The sequence below is a fragment of the Phyllobacterium sp. P30BS-XVII genome, assembly GCF_014138335.1.
Classification (GTDB): Bacteria; Pseudomonadota; Alphaproteobacteria; order Rhizobiales; family Rhizobiaceae; genus Phyllobacterium; species Phyllobacterium meliloti.
Map to the genome: position 1 here is coordinate 46,712 of NZ_JACGXO010000001.1, position 12,657 is coordinate 59,368.

14 protein-coding genes are annotated in these 12,657 nt (G+C 56.2%); 6 read left to right on the top strand and 8 right to left on the bottom strand.

Annotated elements, in window-relative coordinates; genetic code table 11:
* Nucleotides 1–31 precede the first annotated feature (31 nt).
* Nucleotides 32–424, top strand: a complete 393-nt coding sequence (locus FHW17_RS00220; RefSeq protein ID WP_182508966.1) for a GFA family protein — start codon at nucleotides 32–34, stop codon at nucleotides 422–424.
* 29 nt (nucleotides 425–453) lie between these two features.
* Here FHW17_RS00220 and FHW17_RS00225 read toward each other — a convergent pair whose 3' ends face one another.
* The 4 genes from FHW17_RS00225 to FHW17_RS00240 form a co-directional block, all read right to left on the bottom strand.
* Entirely contained in the window at nucleotides 454–1,089 is a 636-nt protein-coding gene (locus FHW17_RS00225) for a class I SAM-dependent methyltransferase (RefSeq protein WP_182508967.1), read from the bottom strand.
* Between the two features lie 234 nt (nucleotides 1,090–1,323).
* Nucleotides 1,324–1,560: a DUF1127 domain-containing protein gene (locus FHW17_RS00230; protein WP_113096669.1), complete on the bottom strand. Its 237-nt coding sequence runs from the start codon at nucleotides 1,558–1,560 to the stop codon at nucleotides 1,324–1,326.
* A 73-nt stretch (nucleotides 1,561–1,633) separates the two neighbouring features.
* On the bottom strand, nucleotides 1,634–1,774 hold the full coding sequence (locus FHW17_RS00235) for a hypothetical protein (protein WP_175540748.1): 141 nt from the start codon (nucleotides 1,772–1,774) through the stop codon (nucleotides 1,634–1,636).
* A gap of 75 nt (nucleotides 1,775–1,849) precedes the next feature.
* Nucleotides 1,850–2,686 (bottom strand): AraC family transcriptional regulator, encoded by an 837-nt coding sequence (locus FHW17_RS00240; protein WP_210275794.1) that lies wholly within the window; start codon nucleotides 2,684–2,686, stop codon nucleotides 1,850–1,852.
* Between the two features lie 220 nt (nucleotides 2,687–2,906).
* On the opposite strand from FHW17_RS00240, the gene FHW17_RS00245 reads away from it, so the two are divergent.
* Nucleotides 2,907–4,694 (top strand): M23 family metallopeptidase, encoded by a 1,788-nt coding sequence (locus tag FHW17_RS00245; RefSeq protein WP_182508968.1) that lies wholly within the window; start codon nucleotides 2,907–2,909, stop codon nucleotides 4,692–4,694.
* A 41-nt stretch (nucleotides 4,695–4,735) separates the two neighbouring features.
* On the opposite strand, the gene FHW17_RS00250 is transcribed toward FHW17_RS00245, so the two are convergent.
* Nucleotides 4,736–5,737 carry an aldo/keto reductase gene (locus FHW17_RS00250; RefSeq protein WP_182508969.1) on the bottom strand — a complete coding sequence of 334 codons (1,002 nt, stop codon included), beginning with the start codon at nucleotides 5,735–5,737 and terminating at the stop codon, nucleotides 4,736–4,738.
* Between the two features lie 115 nt (nucleotides 5,738–5,852).
* Here FHW17_RS00250 and FHW17_RS00255 point away from each other — a divergent pair, with 115 nt between their 5' ends.
* Nucleotides 5,853–6,758 (top strand): LysR family transcriptional regulator, encoded by a 906-nt coding sequence (locus FHW17_RS00255; protein ID WP_112528742.1) that lies wholly within the window; start codon nucleotides 5,853–5,855, stop codon nucleotides 6,756–6,758.
* On the opposite strand, the gene FHW17_RS00260 is transcribed toward FHW17_RS00255, so the two are convergent.
* Nucleotides 6,755–7,951 carry a diaminopropionate ammonia-lyase gene (locus FHW17_RS00260; protein WP_182508970.1) on the bottom strand — a complete coding sequence of 399 codons (1,197 nt, stop codon included), beginning with the start codon at nucleotides 7,949–7,951 and terminating at the stop codon, nucleotides 6,755–6,757. The genes FHW17_RS00255 and FHW17_RS00260 overlap by 4 nt on opposite strands.
* A gap of 104 nt (nucleotides 7,952–8,055) precedes the next feature.
* Here FHW17_RS00260 and FHW17_RS00265 point away from each other — a divergent pair, with 104 nt between their 5' ends.
* Nucleotides 8,056–8,544, top strand: a complete 489-nt coding sequence (locus FHW17_RS00265; RefSeq protein ID WP_112528738.1) for an Lrp/AsnC family transcriptional regulator — start codon at nucleotides 8,056–8,058, stop codon at nucleotides 8,542–8,544.
* 38 nt (nucleotides 8,545–8,582) lie between these two features.
* Here FHW17_RS00265 and FHW17_RS00270 read toward each other — a convergent pair whose 3' ends face one another.
* A complete protein-coding gene (locus FHW17_RS00270; protein ID WP_182508971.1) occupies nucleotides 8,583–8,783 on the bottom strand; it encodes a hypothetical protein in 201 nt (66 codons plus the stop codon).
* A 353-nt stretch (nucleotides 8,784–9,136) separates the two neighbouring features.
* Between FHW17_RS00270 and FHW17_RS00275 the strand changes: the two genes are divergently transcribed.
* A complete protein-coding gene (locus FHW17_RS00275; protein ID WP_348643705.1) occupies nucleotides 9,137–9,904 on the top strand; it encodes an alpha/beta hydrolase in 768 nt (255 codons plus the stop codon).
* Between the two features lie 985 nt (nucleotides 9,905–10,889).
* Nucleotides 10,890–12,011, top strand: a complete 1,122-nt coding sequence (locus FHW17_RS00280; RefSeq protein WP_182508973.1) for a Hint domain-containing protein — start codon at nucleotides 10,890–10,892, stop codon at nucleotides 12,009–12,011.
* Nucleotides 12,012–12,026: 15 nt separating this feature from the next.
* Here FHW17_RS00280 and FHW17_RS00285 read toward each other — a convergent pair whose 3' ends face one another.
* Nucleotides 12,027–12,338 carry a hypothetical protein gene (locus FHW17_RS00285; RefSeq protein WP_182508974.1) on the bottom strand — a complete coding sequence of 104 codons (312 nt, stop codon included), beginning with the start codon at nucleotides 12,336–12,338 and terminating at the stop codon, nucleotides 12,027–12,029.
* Nucleotides 12,339–12,657 lie beyond the last annotated feature (319 nt).

The window sequence follows — 12,657 nt, forward strand, 5'->3', positions numbered from 1 at the left end:
CGGCCTGTTTGCTTTTTGGAGGAGACGCAGCATGGACCTGTTCACCGGCGGTTGCCTGTGCGGTAGCGTCCGCATTGTGGCTTCGGGACGCCCCTACCGGGTTGGCCTTTGTCACTGTCTCGACTGCCGCAAGCATCATGGGGCGCTGTTTCACGCCTCGGCCATATTCCCTGAGGATGCGGTGACAATCGAGGGCGAAACCCGCGATTATGCCGGGCGGTTTTTCTGCCCGCGCTGCGGTTCACCGGTTTTCGCCCGCAGTGCCGACGAGATCGAAGTGAATCTGGGATCGCTTGATGCCCCCGACCAGTTTATACCAACCTATGAACTTTGGACCATCCGCCGCGAATCCTGGTTGCCCCCATTTCCACTGGCAAAACGATATGAGCGCGATCGCGAGTCCACCAGCCGCTCTGAAGAGTAGGGCGCGCGAACTGGGCGCAATCCTTGCGGTTATCTCTTGCGCGCCACGATATAAGGTCTGCTGTCGTTGCGGCTGGTTGCGTGGATTTCGCTGGCAAGAATATCGAACCCTGCCTCGCTGATAAAAGCAGTCAATTCTACCATACGGAAAATGCCGGCATAGGGAGCCTTGCCGACAGCGCGCATCACAGGCAGGGCCAGTCGGATGAGCGGATTCATTTCCCCGACACAGGGGGTTTTGGAGATGAACAGGCCGTTTGCATCAAGAAGGGCATGGATGCTGCGCAATGTGCCGGGCAGGTCTCGCACCAGATGCAGATAGTTGAAACCCAGAACCGCATCAAACCGGTCTGCCCCTGATGTGATTGTCTCGGCGGTTGCCGTGCGGAAGGTCAGTCCCGCGAGAGGATTGGCAACGTGCTTGTCATTGGCAATCGCAATCATCTCGGCAGAGATGTCAGTGGCAAGATAGCTTTGCACACCACCGGCAAGCTGCAGCGCCGTTGTTCCGGTGCCGCAGCCCAGCTCCAACACGCGGCATGCGGGGTCGAGCAAAGCGCGGGTACGGTCAAGCGTGCGCTCATACCCGGCCTGATCCGAAACCGCAGATGCGGCATATTTCCGCGAACTTCGATCCCAGAAACGGGCGTCGCTGGCTGTGTTCATATGGTCTGTTCCCTGCAATCCTGATCAGTGCAATCGCTCCGCTTTGCCCTGCGCGCTCTTATTATCGGCAGAATTTCATGCGGGAACATTACCGGCAAGCCAACATCCCTTCCTATTGTAAACGCGGTTTTGTTGACTACAGTCGAGCCGATGAGTGGGGCGACCGGACAGCCAAAGAAGACGGTTAGAAGCCAGCCCTCAACACAGATGTATGCGCGCGGAAAGCACGAGCCTCTATCCCGGGCTGCGCCGCCAAAGCACCGGGTTGTCACACGATCGGATAACAGGTTCGCACATCTCGTCCATGACCGCGTGCTTCACGCGCCGTTCGAAATAGGCTTCCGGCCAGCCAATATCCGCAAGGATATGATCAGGAAGTTCATTGATGTGCCGGTACGTGCGCGCCGCGCGCCAGTGGCTCGCCAGCCTGAAAAAGAAAGACGCAATATCAGCCATATCGGCCTCCATCATTTTGGTTTCCTGAGTTGCGTGGGTTTGGCGGGGGTGAGTTTCACCCCCCGCCCCGTCTTTGCCGGTTGCATCCTCACGCGGATTTTGCTGTCGCTTCGCGCAGCTTGTCGGCGCATTCCTCGCAGCAGACTTCGACTGTCTGGTCGCCGATTTTGACTTCGATGACGGTTGCCTCAAGCTTGTCATCACAGACAGCACAGGTTCTCTCAGCCATGATACTTCTCCTTTTCGCCCGCCAATCGGGCATACCAAGGAGACCACCACGGGCATTTTGCCGCTATCGAGATCTTTAGCTGTTTTTGGAATGGGCCGATTGCGCAAAAGCGGTTGGCGAGCGGCCATAGGCCTGCCGGAAGGCTGCCGTGAAATGGCTGTGGCTGGAGAAACCCAGGTCCAGCGCAAGGGCCGAAAGGTCGTCATAGCCAGCCAGAAGATCAAGCGCGCGGGCAAGGCGCAGACGCAGGTGATAGCGATAGAGCGGAATGCCTTCGACCTGTTGGAACACCTGTGTGAGGTACACAGGCGAGCCGCCGATTTCCCCGGCAATTTCGGCCAGCGTCCAGCGACGGGAAAGATCACTTGCCAAAAGCACTTTGACCCGGTCCGCCAGACGGCTGCGGGCAAAGGTGGCGCGCGGCGCGTGCGAGGTGCGCGGTCCAAGACTACGGGCCACCAATGTGAGCAGCAGGCTTTCAGCTTCCAGAGGTTCTATCGTGGCGTTTTCCAGATGATGGCGCAGCAGCGCGACCAGCGCCTGCGCACGCGGGTCAATGCGCTGGTGCTGGCTGCGGAAACCAAATTCGCCACGCTTCTTGATCAGAGACGCCGGGGCCAATTCCTGCAGGACAGTTTCGGATAGCGTTATCGATAGGCTTGAGTCACCGCCGCCAACGGGGTGGCTAACCTGATAGCCCTCGCCCGCATTGAAAAACAGAACATGGTTGGCGTCAGCCACCGCCTGCTCGCTGCCGACATGCCTGATATAGAGCCCGCGATAGGGGAAGACGAGATGGGTGGCGGACGTACACTCCTCGGCGCTGCGATGCCGGCAATGGCCATGGCAGCGCACATTGCTCATGGAAACGACATCCGTATCCAGCAATGCGCTGACTTCAAATTCGGGCAGGTCTGCCACGTTACAAACGTCATTCATCGAATTCCAATCCCGTTCCGGAACAGATGAACACTACTGTATGGCTCCTGACATCCTCCTGTCAGGAGCGTTGGGGCGGACATGGGTTGAGCACATATAAGGCAGTTTATTGGGGATAAAGCCATGTTTGCCTCGATATTGCCACGTTAAGGAATAACTGCTCGCGGACGATAAAAATGGCCTACGGGACCTGATGACGCGATCAAGCGCAGAACAGACAATTGAACCTGCAATCAACGAGAAGTTTGGCGCCACAAGCCAGATCTCGCGCATCATACGCTTTTCATTTTTCACCCACGCACGCTTTATGGTTGCAATCTTACTGGCCGCGATTGCGTCTGCCGGCATGTTCGCGGGGATTCTGACCGTGATGGGCAAGCGTCCGCCAGTCGCACTTGCCACAGCGGCGCCGCCGGCCCGGCGGCGGCCGGAAGCTGCCCCGAAGGGGGATCGTTTACCACCACCGGCTGTCGCGCAGGCAATCCCCGTCGCCAAGGTGATTGAAAGCCAGGCGGATGGTTCCACCGAGAAATTCGCCTACCATCAGGTGAAAATTGGTGCAGATACCGAAGTGCCCAAACAAGGTAGCCCCGGCCATACCACTGTTCTCAAACAGCGGTTCGCCAGCGCCAGCGGCGATCCGTTCAAGGCTATTCTGACGGAAAAGACCAAGACGGCGAAAACCGCTGTCATGCCGGTGGCGCTGGCAAGCCTTGGTGAAGAGCGCATTCTTGTGCGCGGAACACCTGTCAATGTCAGTACGGCAAAGGTACAGCCAGCACCTGCCGTCGAGCAGGTGGTTGCGCTGCCCACCAAAGACGGCGACATCAACAATCTGCTTGCCGCAGCCAATATGGCCAGCGAAGACCGGGTGGCATTGCAGACTGCGCTGAGTGCCAGCAATGATCAATCGCCAGAGCGGATTGAATTGCTTCTGGAAAAGGCGCCGCACAAGGATGCCCCGGAACGGCTGCTGATGGCACGGCTCTTCCGGCACGATAGCCCGCCTGATGATCTTGGGCGCGACGATGGTGGCATCCTCCAGCGCGTCAACAATCCGCGGCTGTATGAGCGGCTGGCGCATGATGCACATGCGGGCGGTATTGATGCCGCAAACCCTGACACCACCACGGATGAGCGGGCACAGGCCGCCGAGAAGGAATTTCCGGCAGCCATGCAGCAGCTGGAAAAACTGAACGTTCCCGTCCGCATGGCGGCGCGCATTCTGGAGCTTGCCAAGGAAAACGGCATCAAGCTCACTGATGCTGCCCTGCTCGACCAGTCCGTCGAGCTTGTTTTCCGCACCAATGAAAAAGGCGAATCCGAGCCGATTGCCGTCACCTTCAACATGAAGGACAAGACGAAGCGGTTTTATCATTACCGTGCGGCACCGGGAAACAAGGCGGAATTTTTCGATGAGGACGGCCAGTCCGCTTCCAAAACGCTGATGAAAAATCCGGTTCCAAACGGGCGCCTTGGCGATGGTTTTGCGTGGCGCACCCACCCGATTTTGAAAGTGCGCAAACATCACAACGGTGTGGACTATGCGGCGCCGTTCGGCTCACCCATTCTTGCGGCTGGCGATGGCGAAGTGGTGTTGATCTCGTTTGAGCCGGGCTATGGCAAATATGTCCGCATCAAGCATGATGGCGGGTTTTTCACCACCTATTCGCATATTTCGCGCACACCGCCGTCGCTGAAGGTTGGCCAGCGCGTCAGTCAGGGTCAGGTGATCGCCTATATTGGTTCCACCGGTCTTTCCACCGGTCCGCACCTCTATTACGAGCTGCGCATGGGCGATAAATATTACGACCCGACTGCCACCCAGCTGCCTGCAGGCACGGATCTGGAAGGCGACCGGCTCGATGATTTTCGCAAGCAAATCAGACATGTCGAAAATATCGAAAACACTATCGGCTCACGCATCGCCAATGCGTTTGCGCCGCAGGATGATGGCCGGGTACATACGGCCATTCATTAGAGCTGACCGGCCAATGCCGGTCAGTCTGTCTGTTTTGGTGCTTAATGGGCACCCACTTCACTATCGAGATGCGCCATCTGCGCGGCGGCATAACGATCACCAGCAGCTGCACCTTTCGGTACGGCCTGTTCGATACGATCAAGATCATCCCTTGTCAGGACCACATCGAGCGCGCCAAGCGCTTCGGTCAGGCGGTCGCGACGGCGGGCACCCACAACCGGAATAATGTCATCGCCCTGTGCCGCAACCCAGGCTATGGCAATCTGCGCAACCGTCACTCCCTTGGCCGCGGCGATCTCCTGCAAGGCATCCACCAGAGCCAGGTTCCGGTCGACATTCTCGCCCTGAAAACGCGGGCTATGGCTGCGGAAATCCGTTGGGCCGGTGGCATTTTTTTGCCAATGGCCGCTGATAAGGCCGCGCGAGAGGACACCATAAGCAGTAATGCCAATGCCAAACTCGCGGCAGGTTGCAAGAATGCGATCTTCGACACTGCGCGAAATCAGCGAATATTCGATCTGAAGATCGACAATCGGATGCACCGCCGCGGCACGGCGGATGGTTTCCGGGCCAACTTCGGACAGGCCGATATGTTTGACAAAACCGGCTTTCACCAGTTCGGCAATGGCACCAATCGTCTCTTCAATCGGCACATTCGGATCGAGGCGGGCTGGACGGTAAATATCGATATAGTCAACACCGAGCCGTTGCAGCGAATAGGAAAGCGCCGTTTTGACAGCGGCGGGTCTGGCATCAAAGCCTATCCAGCCACCCGCCGGATCGCGCTGCGCACCAAATTTGACGCTGAGAATGGCATCATCGCGCTTTGTGCCCTTGAGTGCTTCGCTGATCAGCAGCTCGTTGTGGCCCATATTGTAGAAATCGCCGGTATCGAGCAGGTTAATACCTGCCTCAAGTGCCGCGTGAATGGTTGCAATGCTCTCGGCCCGATCTGAAGGACCGTATATGCCGGACATGCCCATGCAACCAAGGCCCAAAGCGGAAACTTGCGGGCCGGTCGCACCAAGTGGACGAATTTGCATCGTATCGAACTCCTTTTTGCTGCCGCACACCATGCGGCAGGTAGGCTCTTATAAACCGGAGCGGTTTGTGCGATAATCCAGTTCATTATGCACGGGTTGTACGGAAAATCGGACAATGACTGAACCCAATCTCAGCGATCTTGATGCGCTGGTGGCCGTGGCCAGTTCACGCAGCTTTCGCGGCGCCGCGAAGCTGCGCGGTGTATCCGCCTCCTCGTTGAGCGATGCTATCAGGCGTCTGGAGGAGCGGGTGGGTGTTCGCCTGCTCAACCGCACCACCCGCAGCGTGACACCGACAGAGGCGGGCATGCGGCTGCTCGAGCGGCTGACGCCTGCACTGGGTGAAATCACCGGAGCGCTTGATGCACTCAACAGTTTTCGCGACAGCCCGACGGGAACATTGAAGCTCAATGTTCCCGGCATTGTTGCACAGCGCGTCCTCTCGCCAATCGTGAACGCGTTTCTCACCGCCTATCCGGGCATCACACTTGAAGTATCAACCAATGACACATTCATCGATGTGCTTGCGGCAGGTTTTGATGCGGGTATCCGCTACGATGAAAGCATTGAACTCGACATGATTGCCGTGCCCATCGGCCCGCGCAGACAGCGCTTCATCTGTGTTGCAGCACCTGCCTATATCGAAAAACACGGCACGCCACGGCATCCAAAGGATTTGCTTGAACATGCCTGCATACGTCACCGCTTTGCCAGCGGCGCGGTCGCATCCTGGGAGTTTGAGCGGGATGGTGAACTGGTCAAGGTCAATCCAACAGGACCATTGATCGCCTCCACCATGGAGCTTGAATATGGTGCGGCTATAGCGGGGCTGGGTATTATCTGCACCTTCGAAGAGTTTCTGCAGGAGGGGCTCGCAAGCGGGGCGCTGCTCCCAGTCATGCCGGAATGGTGGCAGAGCTTTTCCGGACCTTTTCTCTATTATCCAAGCCGCAACCACATGCCCACGCCGCTGCGCGCTTTTGTTGATTTTATCAAATCCGGCAGAGACCAGAGAACTTAGGCATCCTCGCCAATAACCGCATGCGGCGTAAGCCCCACAAGGCGCGTATAAAGCTCCGGATCTGTGGCACCCTCCGTGTTGACGATGAAGACGCGCGAATGGCTATCAAGATGAATGGCCTCACGCACCGCCTGATCTCCTGCGACAGCAAATAATCCCGCAAGACCAGCGCCACCGCTTTCCCCGGCAACAACAGGCGTATCGTTGCCCAGCGGCCGGGCCAGCCGGTTCATGGCGCGGACGGCACCTTCTTCTTCCACCGTCATAAACGCATCGGCAGCACGGGTAAGAACCCGCCACGCCACGGGCGAAGGTTCATAACATTCAAGCATCGCCATGACAGTTGCTTCACCATGGGCAATTTTCACTACCTCACCCGCCGCCGCACTGGCAAAGATACAGGCCGCGCGTGCAGGCTCGACCACGATAAAGGTGGGGCGCCTGTCACCGAAGACAAGTGCCAGATGTCCCGCCAGAGCCGCAGCCACACCGCCCACACCTGCCTGCACGAATACATGGGTTGGCAGTTCAGGCAGATCACGCAATGCCTCGCAAATGATGGCCGTATATCCTTGCATCACCAGCCCCGGAATGCGCTCATAACCCGGCCATGATGTATCTGAAACAACGGTCCAGCCCTTCGCCTCGCTTACCCGCGCGGACTCGCGAATGGAATCATCATAGGTGCCATCAACCCGGATCATCTCGGCACCATAACGGGCAATGGCAGCCACCCTTTCATCGCTCACTCCGGCATGGACGAAGATCGCTGATTTTGCGCCGACAAGCCGCGCACCTGCCGCAACCGACTTGCCGTGATTGCCATCTGTCGCGCAGCCGAAGGTCATGCGACTGGCTATGGCCCGCACCTCTTGCGTATGAAGTTCGCTGACATCAACGATCCGCCCGAGTTGGCGATTGGCTTCCTCAAGCACAAGCCTGATGACGGCGTAAGAACCGCCCAGTGCCTTGAAACTCCCAAGACCAAGACGCTGCCCCTCATCCTTGACGTGGAGCGCCGCAATGCCAAGTTCTGCGGCAAGGCCTGGCAATGCATGGAGTGGCGTCGGCACATGATTGTCGCGATGGGATAAAAACCGCTCAACCTCTTTGGCCGCCTCTGCTCCAAGCGTCTGCGCATCGCTTATATCGAGTGGCTTGTTGTGGTCGGGGTGCTGGTTGAGGATCAGCATTGCTCTTTCGCTCCTGTGGTTGGCGTATTTATATTGCGATACAGGTGATAAAAGCGCTCTGATTTGACCATACTCGTGCAAGTTTGTTTCGTGAAAGACATCCAATGGCAAAGAAATCATTGATAGGAGGAAATGATCTGGATCACTTCGATCTTGCGATCCTCGACATCCTGCAAAGGGATAATGCCACGCCGCAGCGCGTTATTGGCGAGGCGGTCAATCTGTCCGCGCCAGCTGTGCAGCGCCGTATCAAACGCATGGAGGAAACGGGCATTATTCAGGCAAATATCGCCGTGCTTGATCCTGCAAAGGTAGGGCAACCCATCACACTTTTTGTCGAAGTTGAGGTTGAGAGCGAGCGTATCGACCTGATTGACGCGGCCAAAAAGAGTTTTGCTGCTGCCGCGGAGGTACAGCAGTGCTACTATGTTACCGGCGAGGCTGATTTTATTCTGGTGGTCATCGTTGCCAGCATGACCGAATATGAAGCCCTGACCCGCAGACTGTTCTTCGGCAACCACAACGTCAAACGGTTCCGCACTGTTGTTGTGATGGACCGCGTCAAGACAGGAATGACCATTCCGCTGACGTAAGAGCGGCGCGATATTGATAGCGCTAAAACCAGAGGGCCTTATTCGGCCTCTTCATCATCATCTTCGTCCTCGTCATCGGACTCAATTACGTCCCATATAAAGGCGTGCAGACGCTCCTCGATGCTTTTTCTGGAAGCACCGGCTTTTTCCATCTCGCGCTTGATTTTCAGGAACTGGGCCTTGTCCTCCGGCGAGAGGTATTTTGCGGCGTTTTCGAGCGACGATAATGAACTGGACATGTGCGGCTCATACCTTCTCAAGCACGACAATGGAAGCAGGATATCACGACAGCCCTAGTTGTCGATGAAATCGCGCTCAAGCTTGTTATGGCCTGACGGATCGAGCCCGTGTCCTAGCGCTTAATGCAGTGGCAACCCGTACAGAAATCTTCGGTTTTCAAAAAATTTTTGAGGCAATGTAGAATCGGGCTTGGCTCGAACGTCCTAGGGCTACAAGCCACATTTGAAGGGATGGAACCATCATGAAACACTCAATATTCAAGGCAATCGTCGGCGCGTTCTTCATCGCAGCAGCAATACCGCTGGCGCATGCACAGGATGCGGCAAAGTCCGCCTATGCCGAAGTCAACGGTATGAAAATCTATTACGAGGTTTCCGGAAGCGGCGATCCGCTCATTGTGCTGCATGGCGCCTATATGAATATTCCATCGATGGGCAAAATCATCCCGATGCTGGCCAAGAACCACAAAGTCTATGCGCTGGAGTTTCAGGGTCACGGACGCACCAATGATATCGACCGGCCAATCACCTATGCAAACCTGGCTGACGATACTGCTGCGTTCATGGATGCCGTGGGCGTCAAGAAAGCCGATGTCTTCGGTTATTCCATGGGTGCCGGCGCCGGGCTGCAACTTGCCATCCGTCATCCGGATAAAGTGACGCGGCTGGTGGCAGCGTCCACCGCCTATGACGCCGAGGGTTTTCAGCCTGAATACAAGGCTTTCATTCCGCAGATGAGTGTCGAGATGTTCGTGGGAATGCCGTTTGCTCAGGAATATCGCAAACTTGCTGCCAATCCTGATGGTTTTCCCGCCCTCGTCAAAAAGCTGATCGCACTTGAACATGAACCGATGGCATGGGGAACGGATGTCAAGGCGGTCAAAGCGCCGGTACTGATTATCACAGCTGATGCCGACGTGACGACACTGGAACACTCCGTGGCTCTGTTCCGGCTGCTTGGCGGCGGCGCGATGGGCGATATGGGCAAGCCTCTATCAGCCTCACGGCTTGCTGTCATGCCCGCCACCTCACATACCGCAATCATCACGCAGCCGGAATTGCTGGAAGCCTTTGTGGAGCCCTTCCTGAAAGATGAAACGCCGAAGGGCATGTTCCAGTAGGCCCATCTTCAACCATCTGCCGGGCGCTGAATGGATCATACGAACCATCCATTCAGCTCCTGTCTGTATGAACTTTGCAAGTTCATGAGCCGCACAGTCATTGCGCGGCAAATCTCGACCGACACTATGAAAGATGATAAAAGACAATCTTCAATGTGTGATAAATATTCAAATACCATTATTATTGTATAAATTTCAACGTCTTACGTAAAACACCCATCCACTCCATAACAATACAAAGACTTACTACAACTATTGAAACACATTACGGATATGATAAATTTTCGCCGCTGATGAATGATGGATTAATATTTCACACGACGCTCACGTCTGCTCTGGCGTCTTTTAAAATCCAAACAAAGCGATATTGTCACGAAGGGGGAAGGTCGTGGTAACAACAACTTGGATTGGCCCATCAGATAACATGCAGGGATGGGATAATCCGCGGGTCGATCCTGTAACAAACCCGTGGAGCGGTAATAACTGGGACGCGGGTAGACCAGGAGGCTGGGATACAGCGGTGCTCAACAACACGAGCACGACCGCCTATGTTGTCGGCGTAGGGAGTTTGATATTAAACAACTCCGCGCTTCTGGTTAGTAATACAATAACGATTTCATGGGGGTCTCCACCAGGAATCATCTCTGGCGGCTTGATATATTTGTATTACGCCCAATTCTTTGCTGGTCCTGGTACTATCGCAACGGGCACAGTCAAAATGGGGGAAGGCTCATCCTATGAATGGTATGGAGCGAACTCCGCTCAAATAATTCAAATGCCTGCTGGAAACTACCCTCATTCGAGCGGCGCAACCTTTACTTTCCACACGCAGTTTGACGGAATAATAGAGTCTTTTTATTTCCGTGACACGATCATATGCGCCATAGATAGGGCGACCATATCCGGGACGGATATAAACGGGCACACGTTAACATTCATAACAAATATGGGAAATTACACCCTCAATTTTGGCAATGGGGTCGACATGGCCGATCTGGCCTTCGACCCAAGTACGGGAAAGCTCACAACAACCCAAATTGACCCCAATGCGCCCTGTTTCGCCCCGGGAACGCTGATCCGGACGGAGCGCGGGGATATCGCGGTCGAAACGCTCGACGTCGGAGATGTGGTGATCACCGCCTCCGGCGAGTATCGCCCGATTATCTGGTTGGGCCATCACACCATGAAACGTAACGGATCAGCCGAGTTTCAGTCCGCTTGCCCCGTCCGCATTCAGGCCGGAGCTTTTGGCGACCAGATGCCCTATGCCGATTTGTGGCTTTCTCCCGGCCATGCCGTCTGCGTGCGTATTCTCGACGAGGTGCTTATCCCGGCTGGCTATCTCATCAATGGCGCAACCATCGCACAGGTCGATGTCGATGAAATTACCTATTGGCATGTCGAACTCGGCAGCCACGATATTCTTCTCGCCAATGGCCTGCCAACGGAAAGCTATCTCGATTGCGGCAGCCGCGCATGGTTTGAGGGAAGCCACGGTGTCACTGACCCGGATCGCAAACTTGGCAGCCCGGCGGATTATTGCCGGCCCCTGATCCTTGACGGGCTGATCGTTGAAGCGGTGGCGAGCCGGTTGCGGGCACGGGCGGAATTGCTCGGCTGGACCAAAACCACCGATATGGATATCCACATCGTGGCCGATGGTGTGCGGATCGAACCGGATCTTGACGAGGGACTGGCACGCTTTCTCATACCGGTGCGTGCCCGCGACGTGCGGCTTGTATCGGAGACATTCATTCCGGCCGAATGGTCCGATAGCGGCGACGAGCGCAGGCTCGGCATTTCCATCAATGGGCTTCACATCAATGACGGCTTGCGCTGCAGCAAGGACATCGACCTCAACGATCCCCGGCTTGATGACGGCTTTCACTATCCGGAGAGCGAAAACGGCAAATCGTGGCGATGGACCAATGGTTCCCTGAAGCTGCCGAGCGAGCTGTGGGCCGATTGCCGAACCCACGTCTTTCTGCGCGTAACCATGGATTCCGGCGGCAGTCCGCACTGGGTGGCGGGGTCGAAAACAAAACCGCAGCGCACCGAACCTGCTGATACAAACCAAACCAACATCGTCCCGCTGCGTGCCGCGTGACGCGAGAAACGCGCTCTATTTGTCGATGAGGTCCGGCTCCGTCTGGTCGGTACGGACCGGGTCGAGCAGGAGAAGCGGCGCGCTGCCGTCCAATTGTCTGGTATGACTGATGATATGAACCCGGTTTTGCGCATCACGAAGGACTGAATAGACCAACTCGCCACCAAGCCCTTTATCTGCCCGCTTGCTGTCAATCTTAAACCGCAGCGTCAACGCCACCAGCCCCAGCATGAAGAAGGGAGGTGTGAGCAGCCATATCGCCTTGATCAAATCCGGCGAGGCTTGAAATGTGTCGAGCAGATGGGCCCAGAAATTATAATCGTTCATGCGCACTCCCTTGTCCAAGAGGAAAGCGGCCACCAAAGGTTTAGCCTCTGGTGACCGGGGAGTTGATAACTCTCGCAGGAAGAGCGCGCCAGCCTTTAGGGTTGCCCCTTGAACATACGCTGGCGCCTCCCCGATCATAGAACGGGAAGTGCAGTATACGGCAGCACAAGGCCGCCTGCGAGGGGTTATCAAGCCCCAAGACCGATCCATTTCGAGCGGTCCAACGCGGACCATAATTGGAATGTGACAGGGGTGGAACTGGTAGAACTACCAGTATGCAGACTTATCGAGCTTGGCGTGGTTCGTGGTTCGCCCTTCG

Bases quoted from the DNA above. Each gene is read 5' to 3' on its own strand.
- FHW17_RS00235 (WP_175540748.1), bottom strand. From the start codon at position 1,774: ATGGCTGAGAGAACCTGTGCTGTCTGTGATGACAAGCTTGAGGCAACC.
- FHW17_RS00220 (WP_182508966.1), top strand. From the start codon at position 32: ATGGACCTGTTCACCGGCGGTTGCCTGTGCGGTAGCGTCCGCATTGTG.
- FHW17_RS00285 (WP_182508974.1), bottom strand. From the start codon at position 12,338: ATGAACGATTATAATTTCTGGGCCCATCTGCTCGACACATTTCAAGCC.
- FHW17_RS00255 (WP_112528742.1), top strand. From the start codon at position 5,853: ATGACTGAACCCAATCTCAGCGATCTTGATGCGCTGGTGGCCGTGGCC.
- FHW17_RS00245 (WP_182508968.1), top strand. From the start codon at position 2,907: ATGACGCGATCAAGCGCAGAACAGACAATTGAACCTGCAATCAACGAG.
- FHW17_RS00270 (WP_182508971.1), bottom strand. From the start codon at position 8,783: ATGTCCAGTTCATTATCGTCGCTCGAAAACGCCGCAAAATACCTCTCG.
- FHW17_RS00275 (WP_348643705.1), top strand. From the start codon at position 9,137: ATGAAAATCTATTACGAGGTTTCCGGAAGCGGCGATCCGCTCATTGTG.
- FHW17_RS00260 (WP_182508970.1), bottom strand. From the start codon at position 7,951: ATGCTGATCCTCAACCAGCACCCCGACCACAACAAGCCACTCGATATA.
- FHW17_RS00230 (WP_113096669.1), bottom strand. From the start codon at position 1,560: ATGATGGAGGCCGATATGGCTGATATTGCGTCTTTCTTTTTCAGGCTG.
- FHW17_RS00225 (WP_182508967.1), bottom strand. From the start codon at position 1,089: ATGAACACAGCCAGCGACGCCCGTTTCTGGGATCGAAGTTCGCGGAAA.
- FHW17_RS00265 (WP_112528738.1), top strand. From the start codon at position 8,056: ATGGCAAAGAAATCATTGATAGGAGGAAATGATCTGGATCACTTCGAT.
- FHW17_RS00280 (WP_182508973.1), top strand. From the start codon at position 10,890: ATGGCCGATCTGGCCTTCGACCCAAGTACGGGAAAGCTCACAACAACC.
- FHW17_RS00250 (WP_182508969.1), bottom strand. From the start codon at position 5,737: ATGCAAATTCGTCCACTTGGTGCGACCGGCCCGCAAGTTTCCGCTTTG.